The following is a 20,290-nucleotide window of genomic DNA, read 5'->3' as shown; positions in this document are numbered from 1 at the left end:
GCCACGTCACACTTGACTACACGCTGCTTTTCAACTGGCTGCTCTGCTGATGGCGCTGCTGCGCCAGCTCAATCAGGCGAGTTATCAAATCGCTGTAACTCAAACCCGCAGCTTGCCATAGCTTTGGATACATACTGATGTTGGTGAAGCCAGGTAAGGTATTCACTTCGTTGACAATAATCTCGCCATCATCCTGCAGGAACACATCCACGCGCGCCATGCCAAAACACTCCAGCGCCTGGAATGCGGTGATCGCCACGGCGCGAATCGCCTCGCTGGCTGCGTCACTGATGGCGGCGGGAACCACCACCTGCGCACCGCTTTCGCTGATGTATTTAGTGTCGTAGGAGTAGAAAGCATCGTGCACCACGACCTCACCACAGGGACTGGCTTGCGGGGACTCATTACCCAACACGGCGCATTCGATTTCGCGTCCTTTGATACCTTGCTCAATCAGGACTTTACGATCGAAAGTAAAGGCGAGGTCCAGCGCGGCATCAAACGCTTCCAGGCTATCGACTTTACTCACCCCGACCGAAGATCCCTGGTTCGCGGGTTTGATAAACAGCGGTAAGCCAAAGCGGGCGATCACCGCTTGGGCATCAACATGGGCACGTTGTGTCTGGGTCACACTCAGCCACGGTGCCACCTTGAGTCCCGCATCGCGTAGCAGACGTTTGGTGAAATCCTTATCCATGCTGACCGCAGAACCGAGCACGTCAGAACCGACAAACGGCAGATTGGCCATGCGCAATAAACCCTGCAGCGATCCATCTTCGCCCAGCGTACCGTGCACGATCGGGAAAATCACATCCAGCTGTGAGAGCGGTTGCGCTTGCTGACGGGTAATCAGCTGCTGAGAAGAGCTGCCCGGTACCAGCGCGACGTGTTCACCTGAACGATTGAGGGCAATCAGCGCCGGATTCTCGGCGTTGAGCAAGAACCCTGACGCATCATTCAGATGCCACTCCCCCTGCTTATCAATCCCCAGTAAAACCACCTCATATTTACTCTTATCGATGGCTTCGAGGATATTTTTGGCTGACTGTAATGACACTTCATGCTCGGCCGACTTGCCGCCAAACACAACTCCTATCCGCTGTTTTGCCATTGCTATTTGTCCGATTGCTATCAAGCGAGCCAGTAAGATAACACGCCCAGGACAGCCATCAACAGCCCTGCGATTATCGTTATAAAAGAGCGGCATAAAGCCCACCGCAGCACCCTCAGTCATGAGTTTAAACAAATATTCATAACCGTTTGAGACAAGTCTTGGACGGCTTAAAACCTGCCTTCTGTCAGAATTTTCCCAATTCAAACAGGTACAACGGTGGGCAATCTGCTCACCGTTTTTTGTCAGGTTTACAGGAGTCGGGAAATGGTCGACCAGAAGCAGGATGCTGTGGAGCAGGATGCGCGTTCTGTTGCTCGTATTGAAACCACGGTAGATGACACGTTGTTAAAAAGCGTGGCTTGGATCTGCAAACACTACAAACGCGAGAAAAGTGAAGAGGCGCTGGTGGCCGGTTTGCCAAAAGCGACATTGCTCTCACCCTCACAGGCCATGACTGCGCTAGAGAATGCGGGTATCACCGGCGGCATGGTGGAGCGGCGTCTGCAAGATTTACCGGAACAACTGATGCCGATGATTCTGCTGCGCAAAGAGGGCGGCGGGTGCATTGTGCTGTCGCGCCGCATTCATACCAATGAGGAGAATCAGCGCGAACTGCGTTTCCAGTTGGTGATGCCAGAAGTCAGTGCCTCTGCTGTCGAGATGAGCATGGCGGAACTTTATGAGATCTACGCTGGCTTTGCCGTGATGGCAAAACCAACAGCGGTGGTGGATGAACGCGCCAGCGAAATGTTGCCGGAAGTGAAAGGCCACTGGCTGTTTTCCACACTGTGGCGCTATCGACGCTACTACCGCAGTGCGGCAATTGCAGCTGTGTTGATTAACGTTTTAGCGCTCTCCAGCATCTTCTTCACCATGAACGTTTATGACCGCGTGGTGCCAAATCAGGCGTTTGTGACGCTGTGGTCGCTGGCGATTGGCGTCACCATCGCCATGGTGTTTGAAGCGGTAACGCGCTTTGTACGTGCTCATCTGCTGGATATGGCCGGTAAAAAAGCCGATCTGGTGCTGGGTAGCATGCTGTTCCGCCAGGCACTCTCAATCCAGATGGAACACAAACCGGCTTCTTCCGGTACGTTTGCCAACCAAATCCGTGAGTACGAATCCGTGCGCGACTTTGTGGCCTCGGCGACGTTGGCAGCCATTTCCGATCTGCCCTTCATTCTGATGTTTGTCGGCGTCATTTTCTTCATTAGCGGTCCGCTGGCCATCATTCCACTGATGATGATCCCCATGATCATCATCGTCAGTGCCGCGATCCAGTGGCCGCTGGCGCGCATCATGAAAGAGAACTTGCGAGATGCTTCGCTTAAGCAAGGCGTGCTGATTGAGTCGGTTGAAGGCATGGAAACGCTGAAAGCCGTTGGTGGTGAAGCGCATATGCAGCGCCGTTGGGAAAACTTCAGCGCGCTGCAATCAGCTAACTCAATGAAATCAAAACGTTACTCGACGCTGGCAACCGGTGTGGTGACGTTCCTGCAGCAATTCCAGACGGTAATGTTGGTCGTAGCCGGTGTTTATCTGATTAACGAAGGCACTTTTACCATGGGTGCAATGATCGCGACCGTCATGCTCGCCAGCCGTGCCACCGGTCCACTCGGTCAGGTAATTGGCCTGGCAGTGCGCTATCAGCAGGCAAAGGCGGCGTTAACCTCGTTAAACAAGCTGATGGAAATGCCCGTCGATCGCGACAGCAGTAAAACCTACCTCACGGATCCTCCGCTGAGTGGTGAGATCACGCTGAGCAACGTCAACTTCTCCTATCCGGCTCCGCCGATGAAGCCCAATCCGGAGATCCTCAAAGATATCTCGTTGAGCATCAAAGCCGGAGAGCGTGTGGCGATTCTAGGTCGTATCGGCAGCGGCAAGTCCACCTTGCTACGCGTGATGGCGCGTTTGTACCAACCCGTGCAAGGACAGATATCCGCCGATGGTCTGGATGTGAACCAGATTGATCCGGCGGACTGGCGTAAAGCGGTGGGTTTTGTCGGCCAGGATGCACGTCTTTTCTACGGCACGCTACGCGAAAACGTCATGATTGGGCGTCCAGATGCGACGGCCAATGAGCTGCTGCGCGTGCTTAATCTCACCGGTTTGGATCATGTCGCCGCACGTCACCCGAGTGGGATCAATCTGACGGTAGGAGAGGGCGGTGAAGGTTTGTCCGGCGGTCAGCGTCAGCTGGTTTCCCTGGCAAGAACGCTGTTAACGCGCCCTAAAGTGCTGCTGATGGATGAGCCGACCAGCGCAATGGACAGCATGACTGAAAACCAATTCCTGGCGCATTTACGTCGTGCCAGTGAAGGACACACGCTGATTGTGGTGACGCACCGTCCGTCCATTCTGGCGCTGGTTGATCGCATCATCGTGGTGGAAGAGGGAAAAGTGGTCGCAGACGGCCCGAAAGATCAGGTTCTGGCCGCGCTGGAAGGAAAAAATAAAGTTCGTCGGCCGCGTCAGGCAGTTGAACAGGTAGTGGATGCCCCAGCCCCCGCAAACGATGCTTCGGCAGTGTCAGCGCCGGTGGAAGCAGCAGCAGAGGAGGCTGCAGTATGAGCAAATTAATGCCATGGCGTAAGAGCGCGAAAGGTCTTTCCGCTGCTGATGCCGAATTCATGAATGACGTCCAGGCTTCACTGCTGTCACAAACCACACCCGGTTCCAAGCTGGTGATGTGGATCATCATTGCGGTATTAGGTGTCGGCATTACCTGGGCCAACTATGCGCGAGTGGAAGAGATCACCAAAGGAGATGGCAAAGTCATTTCTCGTAGCCGTGAACAGGTCATTCAGAGCCTGGAAGGCGGCATTCTGGCTGAGATGAACGTGCGGGAAGGTACGGTGGTGGATCGCGGTGATGTGCTGCTAAAGATTGATCCGACGCGCGCGCAATCAAGCTACCGCGAAGTACTGAGCAAAGTTGTGGGTTTGAAAGGCAGCATTGCACGCTTGCGTGCAGAGGCTTATGAGCAGCCGTTGATGTTTGATGAGCAGGTAAAAAGCGATCCGGCCGTTGTCTCACAGGAAACCAAAGCCTATGAGTCACGTAAAAGGGCTTTGAATGACAGTGTTAACTCGCTGCAACGTAGTTATGCACTGTCGATGCGCGAGATTCGTCTGGCAGAGCCGCTCGCTGCTAAAGGTCTTTTGTCAGAAGTCGAATTGCTGCGAATGCAGCGTCAGGCGAACGACATTCAGGCGCAAATCGTTGAACGTCGTAACCGCTATCAGTCTGACGCTCATGCAGAGCTGGCGCGTATGGAGCTTGAGCTGGGCCAGGTCAGTGAAAACCTTATTGGTCGTGCCGATATCGTTGAGCGTACCACCATTAACGCGCCGGTTCGCGGCACGGTGAAAAACGTGCGTGTTAATACCATCGGCGGGGTGATTCAGCCGGGCGAACATATTCTGGAAATCGTTCCTCTGGAAGAACAGCTGCTGGTAGAGGGAAAAATTCGTCCTTCGGATGTGGCATTCCTGCGCCCTGGTTTACCGGCCAAGGTAAAGATCACTGCCTACGACTTTGCCATCTACGGCGGGCTTGATGGACACGTGGAGTACATCAGTCCGGATACGTTGAAAGACGATCAGAAAGCCGCCAGTGGACGTCCGGATGATACCTACTATCGCGTATTAATTTTGACGGATAAAAGCACCTTACATGCGGGTAATAAAGATCTGCCGATTATTCCCGGCATGATCGCTACCGTCGAAGTGCGCACGGGTGAGAAAACCATTCTCGATTACCTGCTGAAGCCGGTCCTGAAAGCCAAAGAAGCATTCCGCGAGCGTTAATAATCATGAAAAATAATAACAAGATGCGCCATACACAGGCGCGTCATCTCTCTTTGCTTGCCGTATGTGTCGCGGTTGTGATGGCACCCGCGGTTAATGTAATGGCTGATTCCACCAGTGAGCTGATGATGTTTGCGGAGATGAGCGGCCATCGCCCGATTGCGCCACCTCCGAAAGCGGTGCCCGTTGCTCCGGCGCGAACGCTACCTGCGCCGGTTTCAGTTGCGCCAGCACCCGTGCCATCGGTATCTGCGCCAACCTTCGCGCGGCCAATGATATCTCAGCCCAAACAGCAGCCAATCGTTGCTGAAAGGCAGGCTCCTGCGCCCGTTCATATTCAGCAGGTTCAGCCGCCAGCTGCGCCAACGTTGCCGCCTGCGGTAGCAGAGATCCCCCAACAACGTGCAGTTGTTGAGCCACCGACATCAGCCAGGGCCATGTCTACTCATGCTGCGGAGATACAGGGCGGCGGCTTCCTGACCGAGGAGCAACGCCGTCCCGAAGCACAGCCGTTTAATCCGATGCAATCGGTGCGTAGTGTTAAGCAAGAGCCGCAACCTGCGCAGACTACGTCTTATGCGCCAGCTGCTAGCTCCCCGGCTAATTTCAGTTATGTCAGCCCGTCTGTAGCAAGCGATACGGCAGGGAAAAGCTCGCCGGTGATGCTCAGTGGCACGGCGAATGAAACGGTCGCAGAAAGTGAAATTCGCCAAAAGTTTCTCTCAGCTGCACGCATTACCTGGCGAATCAGCCCGGCGTTGAAGTCCTATATCGCGCAGGGCGATGCGGCTGAGGCCAGCGTTGATGAAGCCAAAGGTCAGCGTTGGCCGCAGGTTGATGTCAGCGCTGCTTCAGCCACGAAAGAGTTTGGTAGCGGCACAAAAAATTACGAATACCAGGGCAATACGCCATCCTTAGGCGTTTCGGTGGCGACCAACCTTATCGACTTTGGCCAAACGAGCCGTACCATCGAAAGTCGCGAGGAGCGCGTGACGTCGGCAAGGCAGTCAGTTCAGGCTCAACGCGAAGATCTGGCAATGCAGGTGACTAATGCGCTGATTGAATGGAATAAACAACAGCACGTTATCAGCATCAGTAAGCAATATCTCGCACGTATGGCAGATCTGACCAAGATGTTGAGCGGAATTGTTCAGTCTGATGCGGGACGTCGTAGTGAATTGACGCAGGCGAAAGGGCGCTTACTTCAGGCGCAAAGCTACCTGGAAAATGCCGAATCACGCGCGCGTGATGTAGAAATCACCCTGAATCGCCTGATGGGCAATAGCCGTGTGACTTTGCCAGCCAGCGACAATTGGGCTCTATCGTTTGGTGACTTAAATCGCCAGCTGGCCAGCCTGGATGTCCATCCTCTGATCTTACGCGCCAGTGCTGAAGAGCGTGCAGCGTTCAAAGAAGCCGAGGCGATTAAAGCCTCTGGTTTACCCAAGCTCAACTGGACGGTAAGCAAAAACACGCGCGAAGATCAGTTGGGACGACAACAGGCGTGGCAAACCGGTTTGAACGTAAGCTGGGGCTTGTTCCGCGGTGGTTCCACTAACGCCCAGGAAATTGCTGCGATTAAGCGCGCCGAGGCGAGCCGTCAGCAAGTGCAGGAGCAGCGTCGCGATCTGGAAAACCGCGTGCGTGCTGCTAACCAAAATGCGCATTCAACGGCTGAGCGCGCCACACTATACAAAAACCTGATCGTGGAATCTGACCGTATCCGCAAAGACTTTTATGATCAGTGGTATCACTTAGGTCGCCGCACATTGCTGGACGTACTGAGTGCTGAAAGCGATCTGTATAACAACCAGGTGAGTGAGGTCAGCAACCGCTTTGATAGTTATGCCGCCATTATCAGTGGTTACGCTAACTCAGGCACACTGAGCCGTTGGCTGACGACGGGACGATAAGCATGCACATTTAACCCGCTTCGGCGGGTTTTTCGTCATAAACCCAAATTAAACAAAGTGGATTTTGCGGTTGGCAATGCAGCGTAAGGCGCTCTAAAATCGCGGCGAATTTTTACTCAAGAGGATAACGACATTGGACACAAGTCCCGAACGATTACAACAGGCTCTTGCGGTAAGATAGCTCTCGTCACGCTGTCTTAACCGCGCGTTAAGACGGTAGATATCCTTCTGAATCTCTCCTTTCATTAGCGTAATGCTGCTGATTCACGGCGGTATTGGCACTGTCTGTAATCCATTTTTAACCTGTGTTTTTTCCGCACTCTTAAATGCTGCGGAGTGAGGTCTATTATGGATTGGAAAATCTTTTTACTGCGCGTCACCGTCGCGTTGGTGTTGGGTGCGTTAATTGGCTGCGAGCGTCAGTTACGTCAACGTATGACTGGACTGCGCACCAATGCGCTCGTTAGCACCGGCGCATGTCTCTTTGTTTTGATGACGCAAAGCGTACCCGGCATCGCAACTGATGCATCGCGGGTTGCGGCTTATGTCGTCTCCGGGATCGGCTTTCTCGGCGGTGGCGTGATCATGCGTGATGGCCTGAACATCCGCGGATTAAATACCGCCGCAACCTTATGGTGCACGGCTGCTGTTGGCGTGCTGTGCAGCATGGGACTACTGTTGGAGGCAACCATTGGCTGCATGGTGATCCTGTGCGCCAATATCCTGTTGCGCGAGTTGGCGCTTGGCATTAACCGCCAAACCATCGTCTCAGCCGCCGAAGCGATACAGCACTATAAAGTGCAAATCATCTGTCTGGCACAAGACGAAGTTCAGGTACGCAGCCTGATGCTGCATACGCTGGGTGGCAGCGGCTTACGTCTGCAATCACTACATAGTGAAGACATGGATCCACCACATCGTATGGAGGTTAATGCGGAGGTGATGGGAAATCCGACATTAACCGATCAGCTTGAGAGCCTGGTGAGCCGTATTAGCCTGGAGAAAGGCGTGAGCTCGGTAAGATGGCAGGTGAGTGAGTTGGAGCGGGATTGATACTCAGATACGCTTTAGAGAACGGGTCGCCATTTAATCGCCACTTTGGGTTACAAACAAAAAAGCCACCTTTAAAGAGGTGGCTTAATAGCATGATTTACATTACTAAATTTGGTGGCCCCTGCTGGGTTTGAACCAGCGACCAAGCGATTATGAGTCATAGAATTGGCATGTTTTTAATTGTTCGAATTAGGCTCTGATTGTGTTTTTAATTGAATATAATCAATAATTTATGATGTTTATTTTGTTCCTGTTTGGTTGCCTGATATCCTCATTATATCATCCTTATAAAGGTGGATTTACGGCCGCTAATCTTACCGAGACTGCTATACGTGGATTGAAGACAAAAAGCACGGCGTACTACGTGTGGAGCAACAGCGCTCAACGTGGCACCGGCAGGCTTGGTGTTAAGGTTCAGCCTTCAGGCAGCAAGGTTTTTTATTTCCGTTATTACGTTGAGAAAGGGAAGAAAGAGAAGTTCATCCAGTTGTGCATCTGGCATGAGATGAAACTGGTGACGGCCAATGAGCTGGCGAAAAAGTACGGAGCCTGGATTATTGAAGGAAAAGAGCCGCAACAAGAACTTGAGCAACAACGCCTGGCCGAGCAGCACATCATGCAGCTTCATCGCTCGCAGGGATCGTTTAAAGAGCTGGTGCATGGTTACATCAATAAGATGAAGCTCGACAATAAGCGGACATGTGCCGATGTACTGAAACGTCTTGAAAAAGAGTGCTATTCAGTCATCCCTGGTGAGACCAAAGCGAAGGATGTCACGCCATTACAGATCAAAACGATCTTATCTGGCATCATCCAGCGTGATGCGGTGGTCCATGCAAACCGAATTCGTTACTACCTGATGGCTGCATTCATCTACGGCCTTAAAGCCGATAACAATCCGATGAATACCAGCGTGGGCATTACGTTCGGGTTTGAAGTTAATCCGGTATCAGCTATCCCGAAGCAATCAGCGGCGGAAAAAGTCGGAGATACTTGGTTAACACTGAAGGAGCTACGTTTAGTCATGGAGGAGTTCGCTCAGGCCACTAACGTTGGGCCGTTGATGCAGCACCTTATCCGCTTCTGTGTTTATGCTGGCGGGCAGCGCCCGTTTGAAATGATTGCCAGCCAGTGGAGCGCGATTGACTGGCAGCACAAGACGTTATTGGTCATAGCTGATGTATCGAAAAACAAGCGTGAGCACCTGATCCCGCTGACTGAATCGGCACTAAAGAATTAGCCTCAGTGAAAGAGCTGACTAAGGAAAGCAGCAGTCCCTATATCTTCCCGCTTTCTACCAACGGTGGACGACCGGTACGCACTGATAGCCTGGCACGTTCCATCATGTATTTCCGGGCCTTTAGTCCTGAGTTTACAGTTTTCACGGCGCGAGATTTACGTCGCACCTGTAAAACGCTAATAGGAGAGGCGGGGATCAGTAAAGAGATCCGCGATCGTATCCAGAGCCACGCTTTGAACGACGTTAGCTCGAAACACTATGATCGTTATGATTACCTGACAGAAAACGCAGGACGCTTGAGATCTGGTAAAACCGGGTTAACAACTATCTGCAGCAGCAGGAAAACAACGTTGTGAACTTGTTTGGGCGGAGATAAGAGCTTGGCAAAATATGAGCTTAATTCAGCTGAAGAGCGGTATCAACCGGGCTCTGGAGACCTGGTGCTGGCTAATAAGTTAGGGATTACTGATGAGCAGGAAATGGAGGCACTGGAGTCTGGCCTGCTGCTGATGCTTTATGAACAGCTATTTATCGAAGGCCAGCCGCCAGCGGCGCTGGCTTTTGAGCATATCAACGGCTGGCATCGTCAATGGCTGGGGAATGTGTACGACTGGGCGGGGAGGCTGCGTAATGCCAACTTAACTAAGGACGGTTTCCAGTTTGCTGCTGCCGACAGGATTCCGCTGCTTCTTGATGGTTTCGAGAGGCAGTTTCTTTCTCGGTCTGGTGAGCTCAAATCCCTGGCTCGTCTGGAGCTGGTAAGTTATCTGGCTGAATGCCATGTGGAGTTTATTTTGATCCACCCATTCAGAGAAGGTAACGGGCGTCTGTCGCGGCTACTTTGCGATGTGCTGTCGGTTCTGGCAGGGAATGGCTTACTTGATTATAGCCTGTGGGATGAGCACAAGGCGTTTTACTTCAAGGCAATACAGGCAGGCGTATCAGGGAACTATAGCCCTATGATGCAATTGGTGAGTGATATCTTGCCAGATTAACGGGCGAGGCCGACGGCTTTCGCCTGTGCCTGATTTTGTTTCAGTTGCTGCTCAATTTTTTGCACAGAAGCACCGGTTTCGATCGCGGTTGAGCTGGCAACGGCACGATAGATTTGAGTTTTAGTGATCTGAGTATGTGCTGTTTTTTTTGTCATGTGGAAAGCCTCATTGTTTGAGTCATGATTCTAGTTCGGGTAGGGGGGGCCCGCAAGGCTGTTATTTGTTGGTCGTTTACCAAGGGGAACTTGGGTTTCCTAGGGGGGATTAATCAGATGCGCCACGATTTCCAGACCTTGGTAAAAGTACTGATGAATTATTAAGTTACGTGTAAAATATGTGCAATCATCACTCTGTCATGGGGGGAGGGGAAAGATATGTCGCAATATTTTTTCACTGTGGAGGAAACTTCATCTCGTTCCGGTGTTGATGTCGACGTTTTCATTTAAACGTGGCTTGAAGGAAAGCTGCCGCTTTACATTTACTTCAGTAAAGCGAGTTCACTATGTACGTTCAGGCGCTGTGTCTCCGCTAGAGCACATGAACACGTAATGGATGACCTAATTTATGGCCATGATTTCTATCAGAGCAATCTCTAGGCCATCATCCTCACAGTAACAGCGCATGGCAATAAATTAGCAAACAGAAGGGCTATCTCTCGCCTGCATGGCGGTATTTGTGAATAGGCTCACCTGTTTGGGTATGCACAGCAAGAATTGGATAGACAAAGGGGCCTTGACCACTGGGATCTGTAGCCTGAGCAAATTCATCATCGGTTTTAGGCAGATTGTTTTCGGGGCACAAATAAAAAATCATCGGTGCGCGAATAGTGAACTCACGTGGTTCAAGTATGTAGTCTCGCTCAATCACTTTTTGCTGCGCCTCGCTTAGAGCTGGGTTGACAATAAAACGTACAGGGATCGCGATCTCCCACGAAGTGTCTTCACGCGGTGGGGCTGCAGCTGGGACAATCAGTTCCGGTAAGCCCAGAAATCGCGCCAAAATAAAGTCCTTAAACGTAGAACTGTCCCAGTCATAGGCACGTACATGCTGACGGCCATTGACGGTAATAATAATCGTAGGGGTCAGTGTACGGAACGTGCCTTCAGGGTTTTCCATTGACGCATAGACTACTTGCACTTGGCCCCGCAGCTCGATCGCTGACAAAAAAATTGCCAGTGTGCGGCTATTCACTGCGCGATGTATGAGTGGAATTTCCTGCGCGTGAGCCGTTTGTGGCGATTGAAACTCGGCCGTCGCACGCCATATTAGGTCGTTGTCTCCTAGTAAAACAGGCACAAACGTCTCACTGGGAAAATATCCCTTTCGGCCGCCTCCTTGTTCGAAAGCATTACCTGGCGCTACCTCAAGGTAGGTTCGTACGTCGGTACGGGCTTGCTGCGCTGAGACACCAAACTCTTCAGCAATCATGCGTGAAGTGACTTTTCGCTCCCACAGTAGCTGGCGCTCGATATAGCGCAAGCGCAACCACTGTGCGTGGCTGAGGGATGTTTTGTGTTTCTCAAGAAACGTTGAGTAATACATACCAGTATTGTTTTGTCTTTGCAGGTTAATTATTGGCAATCCGATGTATGGATTCAGTATAGGAGGTGAACTACTTCAAAACAAATAACATTGCAATTTTAAAAAATTAGGCAAAGTTTCTTTGCGTAAATTATTTTGCCATACTATAGTGGCCCTGTTACTTAGGGAGAATGCTATGTCGCTAGAGTTTTTGGAGCAGGCTCGTAATGAATCCATGGCACGCCGCGAGCTGACTATCCAGTCTCATGCATTGCTGGTCGTGCGTACGCTGGATTCAATCTATCGCACCCTACAGCGCAATCCTTGGGAAGGCGTCGAGCTTGATGCGCTGGCGGCTATCATGCATCTCTTTGACGCGATGCTTTATTATGCTGACCGCGAGCGCCAACCCGGTATGACGCGGAAAGAAGCGGAGTTATGCCTGGTTGGGCACCTAAATGAAGCTTATCCGGGACAAGAAGCCTCGGCCTACGCGCAGGTTGCCAGCAAGATTTTTGCATCGATTAAAGACCCTTTCCGTCTCCGTTATTACGACTTCAAGCAACGAACGCATTCCGAAGAACAGATAGTCCGTCTGGTCCGCTACGACCAGCTATCCGGCTCAGATGTAATTCTCTGGTCACTGACCGATGAAGGAATGCTGTTCTATACCCTCCGTTTGGATGAAACGCCGATTGAACGCGCGGCTATTCTGGCCTGGCGCACGTTAAAAACCATCCGTCGCGGTGAGATCGACAAGGCCGTGCATCAGATTCAGTCAACTCAGAGGCAACTAGAGCAATATCTGATTGGGATGCGGATGAAAGTACGCGCCGCTCAGTCTGGTGATTTGAGTGCATCCTATGCGCGTGATATTCGTCCAGTACTTAATGACTCATTTGACAAGACTGGGGAAGTGCTGGAGCATATTCGGACCACGATGTCGGCCATTACGGAAATGCTCGTTGATGGTCGCTCAGAATTACACCCCGATAAATTAAATAAGCTGCGTAATGCGCAAGAGATTTTTGCCGATGTCTGCATTTTTACTCAGCGCTATCAAGACTGCTTACATGATGTGAACAAAGATTTTGAGCGAGCTCGCCTGAAACTCATTATTCCCAGAGATAACACTCTTTTTCGTGAAACGCTGGAAAAAGGTGCACTTAAACCACTGCTGTTACATTCCCCCGACACTGTCGAAAAAGAAATAGATGATCTCATCGCACGCGTGCTGGCTCCCCGAAGTCAGGATGATGATAGACACATCCTCTTTGACCTTGAGGCGCTGCTGAACCTCTATCTTGATAGATTTGAACAAGCGCTGCCACATGAGATACAGGACCCTACCGACCAGCCCGTAGCTATTGAAACCAACCTGCGTGGGATCCCTGAATCTGTCATAAAGAAATGCAGCGATTGGGTGAGTGACCGGCTGAAGAATCGGGGGCATGTGAGCTTTAGAGATGTTTTCAACGCCTATGAGCACGACGAATTATCCGAACAAGAACAACAGGTTTGTTTACTTCATATTGGCAGTGTGGCGGCTAACAGTGATCCCACAATAGAGGTGGAGATAAGCGGCGATGCTATCGAAACAGCGCGATGGTGGGCTAGCAATTTAAAACTGTTAACGATCGCTCCCGCAACCCCCTTTGAGGAGTAGTTATGTCCGAAAACAGGCATCAACAAGCTACACGCTACGCCGAGATTGCCACGCAGGCAATTATGAACTCACTGGGATACAAAATGGGAGATGAGCCTATCCAACGTGCGCTAGACCTGCAAAGTGATGCCTTGTTTGCTGAAATTATCCGTGGCGTCGCGGCAGGCATGAAATTGCGGTACCTCGGGATTCATGAGTCGTACGGGGTATTACTGGCAGCAGATGGCAGAGGCCCATTTGCTCCGTCTCTAGGTTGGCTGAATAAGCGCCTGTTGCCAGAAATAACGGGGGATCAGTTGAGTAAAGAACGCAAAGAGCAGCGACTTTTTGCAGGCTTAACCCTGATTGCGCTGCTGGTCGAGCTGTTTCCAACACCGGACACGGTTCGTGTCGAATTCGGTCAGAGTAGTGCCATTAATGCTGCCACGGTAGTGGCCAGGCTCAATGATGTTGCCGACCAGGTAATTGCACAACGCAAGGCCGAGGGTGACGATACCGTCGACGGTCTACTAACGGTGGCCAGGTTTGTGCAGGAAGAACGTATTCCTCGCATTCACGACGAAAAGGTGGGTCGTGTCTCGAGTATTCGCTCACAAACAGAAATGGCCACGCGCTGGATACAGCTGCTGCAGGAGGAAGGTTTTCTGGCCGAAGACAGCAGTCTGTCGGGTGAGTCCGACTGGTATCCGACTCAAAAGCTCAAACACTATCTGCGCCATACCGGCATCGAAGAGACGGTGCGTTTTGTGATGAGCATCAGTCCAGCCACAGAAGCTCGGCCGTTAGATCTAGTTGAAAGTGATATCGCTGCATTAGTAGGCACCCCGAAGTTCCCTCTGGTTAATGAACGACCTGTCCCCACTGGAAACTCAGATACGCAACGCTTGCTGGAGATTTAAATATGTGGCTGATTAAACGGGTTTATATAGATGGGGCAGGCCATGAAGAAGCCTTCTACAAAGACCTCACGCTGGACTATATTGGCCTGTCTCAAGCGCTCGATAGTACTGCTAATGAACCGCAGCGCTCGCCCGTCAGGAATGCGAAGGTGGTGACCAGTACCTATCAACAGCTTGTTAATGGGGGGGGCAAATCAACTTACATCGCACTACTGTTATCGATTTTTGAGCCCTCCGTTAGTGATTTCACCCAATACTTGGCTAACCGTCGGCAAAGTGAATACCACTACCGCAATTATTTCTATAAAGAGCTCTCTGTTATCCTGGTAGAGATGGTCAATGAATCAGGCCAAACGTTATTACTGGGGCATGCTCATCAGCGCAATGGGGATGATGTTGACCGCACGCTGTTTATTTGTGATGCGCCTGACTCTCTGTTGGGGGCGCCGTTTGACGAAATCCCTTCTTATTCCCGCGCGGAACGCGATTCTGAGCTACGTTCCTACGCTAATAGCCTGCACAGCTTCGAAAGCTGGCTTAATGTCAAAGCGGGCAGCGAGGGGGGGATGCACTGGCGCAAAACCTCCAGGCAGTGCGAATGGCGCACATTTTTGCTGGAACAACAAATCAACATTGATCTCATTAAAACAATGGTGACTTTCAACTCTGAAGAAGGTGGCCTGACCCGTTTTATTGAATACAAAACTGAGCATGATTTCCTTGGTGCGTTCTTTGCCTGCACCATGTCTAAAGATGCAGCTGAGCGGCTGCGGGAACTGGTAGCGCATGAAGTTGAACGTCAGGGAGAGCTAGAAGGTATCCGTCGTAACGAATCATTTCTCAAGGACGTGCTGGCTAACTGGCAGACGTTTCTTGAACCCGCCAAACAACTGGAAAGTACTCAGACGCAGATGCAACTGTTGGATGACGGCTTCCGCGAATCAATGCGCGATCTCACAGCCTTTATTGGGGAAGCTCAGATTGAACAGATACAGCTAGAAGATGACACGGGAAACTTGCAACAATACATTGACCAAAAAGGGTTTGTGCTTGAACTGTTGGGCAAGCGCAGAACGCTGCTTGAATATGATTTCGCACAGCATCAGCTCAACAAACAAAAAACCAAGGTCGACGCGCTTAAAGATGAAGCCGATGCCAATCAACGTCAAATTGAGATTACTCGTACCGCTATAGACTACAAAGCTTATGCGAAGGTGCTGGATGCGTACCGTCAGGCAGACGAAGATCTGAAGGTATTCCAAAGTGAAACAGAAAGGCCACTGCAGGTGATTTTTGAACGTACTGCTGGCGAGGCTTTGGGCGTATTAGAGTGGGCAATCAACAGGCATCGCCAGCAGGAGGCGAAACTTGTGGAAGAGCAGGGGCAGATAAGCAAGGAAAGTAATACCCTTAGACAGTCATACGACAAACTACAAAAGACGTTGGGCGGCCTGGAGGTGGATCGTGACAGATATAAAAGAGACAAGCGCCTGGGTGAATCGCAACGGGAAAAACTACGTGAAGTTGGGTTGATCCAAAAGGGAGAAACGCCTGGTAGTGCTCAATACCGATTGGAATTAACCTTACATGATGCGCAGCAGAGTGAAGAGCTGGCTAGTACTGGCCATTATCAGAAAGAGCAGGCGCTGGAAGCGCAGCAGAATGTCGTGACAAATGCGTTAGTTGAGCAAAGTAAGGCCCAGCAGACGTGCACTCAAGCAGATCTAAAGTACCAGTCGGCAATGGATAGCGCACAGAGTTTAGTAAAAACCTATCAAACACTACCAGCATCAACGCAACATGATCTTGACGTTGAGGACATAAGTTGGCACAACGAGCGGTGCGGATTACAGCTCGAAAAGGTATTGAATGCGAATGCTCAAACGCTGAATGAAATGAAACAGCGCTTACTGCAAGCACAGCACGAACTGGAAGAGTTAAAACTGACGGGGCATGAACTGGTCACTAAGCAGAACAATCAGGCCCTTGAAGCGTTCTATGAGGCGGGAATTGCACGGGATAAGCTCTGGGCATTTCCTCACTATCTGGCCTCTGTCTTCCACGATGAAGCGGAGAGTATCGCTGCAGTGATCGATCATGATCCAGGCCGCTATCTGAACCTGGTCGCCCTTGACGATGCAACTTTTGAGTTAGTCCATAAAATCAGTGAGAAACTGCCCTGGAAGAAAGCGCCTATTGCTATTCATCTGCTGGACGAAATACAGGATCTCCGCAGAAAAACGCCTGAATTGCTTCAGGTCGTCCTCTCAAACCCCGATAAACACGGTTATAGCAAGGCCGCTTACAATGCCCGGTTGCAAGAGTTGGAGAACACTGTAGCGTCGCAGGAGACCAGTGTGAAGGCTGCGGAGGGCGCCTTTAATATACTGGAATCTTTCAGGGGTGACTGGCGTTTGCACTACGATCAGTATGGTAAGCATTGGGCAAGACTGGTTGACCACCGCGAACAGGCCCGCTTACTGCTGGAAAATGCTGATTTAGCATTTAAGCTGGCGGAGCATTATGCGCACACACTGCGCGACGAGAAGGCGGATGCTCTGGTGCGGTTAAACAGTGCCAAACATCAAAAAATTCAGGCCGAAAAAGCACATGATAAACTGAGCCGTTTTGTTGAAATGGAATGGGCGAAGCGTGAAACGGCGATAATGAAACTGGAACAACTAGTCGAGCATATTCAGCGAAGCGAGGAGACTCTTGTTAACCTGTGGGAGGCGCAAGAGCTGCAGAAAGAGCTCGCGGATAACAAGCGCGCCGAACAAACCTATATAAGTATCCAGATTAGCGAATGGAACAATCTATGCAATGAGCCGTTCTATTCAGAGATTACGGCGACTGAAGGTATGGAAGGACGAAGCCCCAAAGATGCCCATGATAAGGCAGCTCAGGCGCTCAAACTATTACTCGAAGCAGCCAACGGTGATCAGGTTACCGCCCTCAAGCAACAACGGAAAGATGCTGAACAGGCACAACGTTACGCCTTTGAGCGTTTGATAGCTCAACCCATCTATAGTGCCTATCCGGATGAGGTAAAAGCGGAGGCTATCAATGAGCTAGCGGTAATTAACAACCGCATCACACGCCTTAACGAACAGCAGAGGCAATTCACGCAGAATCTAATTAACTCGAAGGTAACTCTGCAAAATTTGTCCCAAAATTGCGCGAATGCCCGCAACGCGCTTGATGAGGACTTTGTGTGGAAAGAGAAACCCGTCGAAATAGAGGCAATCCAAACGTCTTTGGCTGAAATCGCCAACAGCCTCCATGAAACTGAATACCAGCTCAAACTCCAACTGGAGCAAAAAGCGCTGCTGTTGAAGAAGATGGAAAATGTGAAAGAACGACTACAGAATGCCAAAACAGCTCAGGCGACGATCCAGTCCATAACTCCGAGCTCTGCGGCGGGTCTGCCTAGCAGGATTCTGAGTATCACTGAGTATGCTGACGCGCTGAGTAGGCAATGCCAAATGTACGCAAGCCTAAAAGAAACGCTTAAACACCAAAGTATACGTGTCGCTACGGTCTGGGGACACTTCCGCAAAAGAATCGAAGAAGAGTTGGCCAAGGACCCAGATATCCGCGCCAGTCAGGAATACTTACGACAGTTGGACTCAGTCGCAACTTATCATGAAGTTTTGGGCGACTTGGACAGGGTCGGTACAGGGATCACGCAGGTATTCGAAGCGGTGCAGGACAGCTTGGAACAATTCCAGCGTTCGATTGAACTGACTGTCACCCATCTGACTGCACATCTGGAGGGGGCGATAAAACTCCTCAAGCGCGCGATGTCGGTCAAAATTCCTGATGACTGCCCTGTACTGCCTGGTCGGCCCATTATCAAAATGACTGACCGGCTCCGTGATGTCACCGCAGATCTCAGGGGTTTTGCCAGTGGCCGCTTACAGCAGTGGATAGCCCGAGGGCAGGTACCCCGTGCGCCAAACCGGGATGCCTTGACAGCAGATTTGGTTCAGTCGGTATTTGGCGAAGGGGAGCTGGAAGTACGTCTGCTGAAGACGAACGCCAGTCGTCCACAATGGACTCCTGTCACCCGGCTCGAAGGCTCAGGTGGGCAGCTCCTCACATCTGCCTTTTTGCTGTTTGTGACAGTTGGCAAAGTGCGTGAATACGATACGGGTATTTCAAGTGCAGGATTCTTACTGGCCGACAACCCGTTGGGTAAATCGAATGCTGATGACTTGATGCGAATTCAAACCCAAATGGCCAGGGCTTATAAAATCCAGCTCATCTACTTGACTGGCATCTCGGATGAAAACGCCCAGTCGATGTTTGATAACCATCTCTTCCTGAACAAAGTTCAGAAACTGAGGCGGCGCGATCTGGTAACCGTTGATAAAGAACGCCACGCCCTGTGGTCGGCTTCCCTGGTTGCTAAGCCAAAGTCCGAACCAGTCTTTTAAGGTAGATATGGTATGAGTAGCGTAATGATCTGGCTATCCCGGCTGGAGTCGACAGCAAATAAGCACCGTTTTGCAGCCGGTAAGGCCGTCCGAACAGTTAAAGCCAATGCGATTCTGGATGAGATATTAGAAACACATAGCCAAGAGGCTTTGCGCCAGGATGTTCCAGGTTTACTGAGTCAGGCCGTTACGCAACTGCTCGAAGGGGACTGGCGGGCTCAGCCTAAGCATAAAGCTAACTGGCATCGCTACTGGCGGGGTATGAGCCTACCAAATACTTTTGTTTACGAAGGTGCCATCGTCCCTACAAAAACTACATCAGAAATAGCCTGGCATCCCTGGTTGGCGCAACGTATTACAGGGCAACTGCCACTGCCAATCAAGGCTCGTTTACAACAGTTGAATACATATCTCTTTCGCCAAACTAAGGGCGACAAGCCACTCTTTCCGGGCGTGCTCGGGCACCGTGAGCGGTCTCTGCTTATATTTGGTGATGAAAAAGCACTGGATTCCATGCCGCCTGACGGATGGAAGGATGTCACACTGACTTTGGCTGATATGGGCGCGTTTCGACGTGCTCCGCCTTTACCGTATGAGTCATCAGGTTGCCGCGATCTTCCGGCTATCATTGTTGAAAACTCTGATGTGTATTATCGACTTTGCCAACTTAATCGAGTTCAGACTCACTGGTCACTGGTTATTTATGGCGCGGGAAACAAAGTGTCAGGTCAAGCAGAGTGCGTGTCACAACTTCTCAAGGCCGAACAGGTAAAACAACTGCTCTATTTTGGCGATTTGGATGTGGCGGGCTTAAAAATAGCCCATCAACTGTACTGTAAGCTACTTAGTGATTACGATATCAGCCTACAATTGGATCGGTGGCTCTATGATGAACTGATCTTAAATTGCTGGGTGACACCTGAAGGAAATGCGAACAGCGAACGGTTCGATTTTGAGTCGCTGTGTGGTTGGATGCCGCGCTTTGTTTTACGACAAATGAAGATGCTGCTCGCGACTCATCAGCGTCTGCCTCAAGAGGGAGTGGCATCGTTAGGTTTGGTCATATAGCCTGATACTTTTTGTATGCCCGTCTCATGGAGAGTGTTCACTAAACAGGAAGGCTCTCATGCTTATGAAAACTGTAATGTTGCTCCCAAGTTACAAACCCTCGTATATCCCCTTCACACGAGCCGCCACGATTTAATCGATGCCTGGCCGTTGTTCCAGAAAATACTGGCAACGGAATGGCACCACTACGTGCTACTAGTGCGGCCTCGCTTTTTAGGCGGACTGGATTATCACCTGCCGTTATCTATCGTTTGGCAAGATTTCGAAGTGAGCTGCTCGGGTCAAGATCTCTATCTCACTCGTGATGGAGCTAAGATTCTATTCGTCAACATCATCTAAAATACTCCTACCTGATGACAAATTTGCACTTATATCTTGAATACCGCATTCGCGCGATAATCCTCCGACTGATCATTGGGGATGTTGCGGTGAGTTTCGCTTTGCACTTGTGCGTATGAGCTCAACCCGGAGAATAAACAACCGCAATATATCGGTCGCCTTCAAAATTAAACGGTATCTTGTGCGTATGAGCACCCATTTATAAGTTTAATTATGGCGACATATTCTTCA

General features: G+C 50.8%; 12 protein-coding genes and 2 pseudogenes. 10 read left to right on the top strand and 4 right to left on the bottom strand.

Annotated features, from left to right (window positions below; all coding sequences use genetic code 11):
• Positions 1 to 16 precede the first annotated feature (16 nt).
• Positions 17 to 1,111 carry a D-alanine--D-alanine ligase gene (gene ddlA / locus WH298_RS06905; protein WP_180822534.1) on the bottom strand — a complete coding sequence of 365 codons (1,095 nt, stop codon included), beginning with the start codon at positions 1,109 to 1,111 and terminating at the stop codon, positions 17 to 19.
• 267 nt (positions 1,112 to 1,378) lie between these two features.
• Here ddlA and WH298_RS06900 point away from each other — a divergent pair, with 267 nt between their 5' ends.
• The 6 genes and pseudogenes from WH298_RS06900 to WH298_RS06875 all read left to right on the top strand — a co-directional run bounded on the left by WH298_RS06900 (position 1,379) and on the right by WH298_RS06875 (position 10,127).
• Positions 1,379 to 3,688, top strand: coding sequence for a type I secretion system permease/ATPase (locus tag WH298_RS06900; RefSeq protein ID WP_049850565.1), 2,310 nt, complete (start codon positions 1,379 to 1,381; stop codon positions 3,686 to 3,688).
• On the top strand, positions 3,685 to 4,926 hold the full coding sequence (locus WH298_RS06895; protein ID WP_049850566.1) for an HlyD family type I secretion periplasmic adaptor subunit: 1,242 nt from the start codon (positions 3,685 to 3,687) through the stop codon (positions 4,924 to 4,926). Before WH298_RS06900 ends, WH298_RS06895 begins: the two co-directional genes overlap by 4 nt.
• A 101-nt stretch (positions 4,927 to 5,027) precedes the next feature.
• Positions 5,028 to 6,839, top strand: a complete 1,812-nt coding sequence (locus WH298_RS06890) for a TolC family protein (protein WP_238344420.1) — start codon at positions 5,028 to 5,030, stop codon at positions 6,837 to 6,839.
• 348 nt (positions 6,840 to 7,187) lie between these two features.
• Positions 7,188 to 7,892, top strand: a complete 705-nt coding sequence (locus WH298_RS06885) for an MgtC/SapB family protein (RefSeq protein ID WP_009127550.1) — start codon at positions 7,188 to 7,190, stop codon at positions 7,890 to 7,892.
• A gap of 364 nt (positions 7,893 to 8,256) precedes the next feature.
• Positions 8,257 to 9,508 (top strand): annotated as a pseudogene (locus tag WH298_RS06880) (tyrosine-type recombinase/integrase).
• 4 nt (positions 9,509 to 9,512) lie between these two features.
• Positions 9,513 to 10,127, top strand: a complete 615-nt coding sequence (locus tag WH298_RS06875; protein ID WP_180822533.1) for a Fic/DOC family protein — start codon at positions 9,513 to 9,515, stop codon at positions 10,125 to 10,127.
• On the opposite strand, the gene WH298_RS06870 is transcribed toward WH298_RS06875, so the two are convergent.
• Both WH298_RS06870 and WH298_RS06865 read right to left on the bottom strand, forming a co-directional pair.
• Positions 10,124 to 10,282 (bottom strand): hypothetical protein, encoded by a 159-nt coding sequence (locus WH298_RS06870; protein WP_180822532.1) that lies wholly within the window; start codon positions 10,280 to 10,282, stop codon positions 10,124 to 10,126. The genes WH298_RS06875 and WH298_RS06870 overlap by 4 nt on opposite strands.
• 493 nt (positions 10,283 to 10,775) lie before the next feature.
• Positions 10,776 to 11,669: a BrxR family helix-turn-helix transcriptional regulator gene (locus tag WH298_RS06865; RefSeq protein WP_180822531.1), complete on the bottom strand. Its 894-nt coding sequence runs from the start codon at positions 11,667 to 11,669 to the stop codon at positions 10,776 to 10,778.
• Positions 11,670 to 11,844: 175 nt separating this feature from the next.
• Here WH298_RS06865 and WH298_RS06860 point away from each other — a divergent pair, with 175 nt between their 5' ends.
• From WH298_RS06860 to WH298_RS06845, 4 genes are read left to right on the top strand one after another with little or no spacing between them, the layout of a single operon-like run.
• Positions 11,845 to 13,314 carry a hypothetical protein gene (locus WH298_RS06860; protein ID WP_180822530.1) on the top strand — a complete coding sequence of 490 codons (1,470 nt, stop codon included), beginning with the start codon at positions 11,845 to 11,847 and terminating at the stop codon, positions 13,312 to 13,314.
• A 2-nt stretch (positions 13,315 to 13,316) separates the two neighbouring features.
• Complete coding sequence (locus tag WH298_RS06855) at positions 13,317 to 14,213, top strand: hypothetical protein (protein WP_180822529.1); 897 nt, start codon at positions 13,317 to 13,319, stop codon at positions 14,211 to 14,213.
• A gap of 2 nt (positions 14,214 to 14,215) precedes the next feature.
• Positions 14,216 to 18,652: a coiled-coil domain-containing protein gene (locus WH298_RS06850; RefSeq protein WP_180822528.1), complete on the top strand. Its 4,437-nt coding sequence runs from the start codon at positions 14,216 to 14,218 to the stop codon at positions 18,650 to 18,652.
• Between the two features lie 24 nt (positions 18,653 to 18,676).
• Positions 18,677 to 19,720, top strand: coding sequence for a Wadjet anti-phage system protein JetD domain-containing protein (locus tag WH298_RS06845; RefSeq protein WP_180823701.1), 1,044 nt, complete (start codon positions 18,677 to 18,679; stop codon positions 19,718 to 19,720).
• 121 nt (positions 19,721 to 19,841) lie between these two features.
• Here WH298_RS06845 and WH298_RS06840 read toward each other — a convergent pair.
• A pseudogene (locus tag WH298_RS06840) lies at positions 19,842 to 19,964 on the bottom strand (IS110 family transposase); the annotation flags it as partial.
• Positions 19,965 to 20,290 lie beyond the last annotated feature (326 nt).

Source organism: Pantoea nemavictus (assembly GCF_037479095.1).
GTDB lineage: Bacteria > Pseudomonadota > Gammaproteobacteria > Enterobacterales > Enterobacteriaceae > Pantoea > Pantoea nemavictus.
The sequence above is the reverse complement of the archived record's forward strand: the minus strand, read 5'-3'. Positions and strand labels throughout refer to the sequence as shown.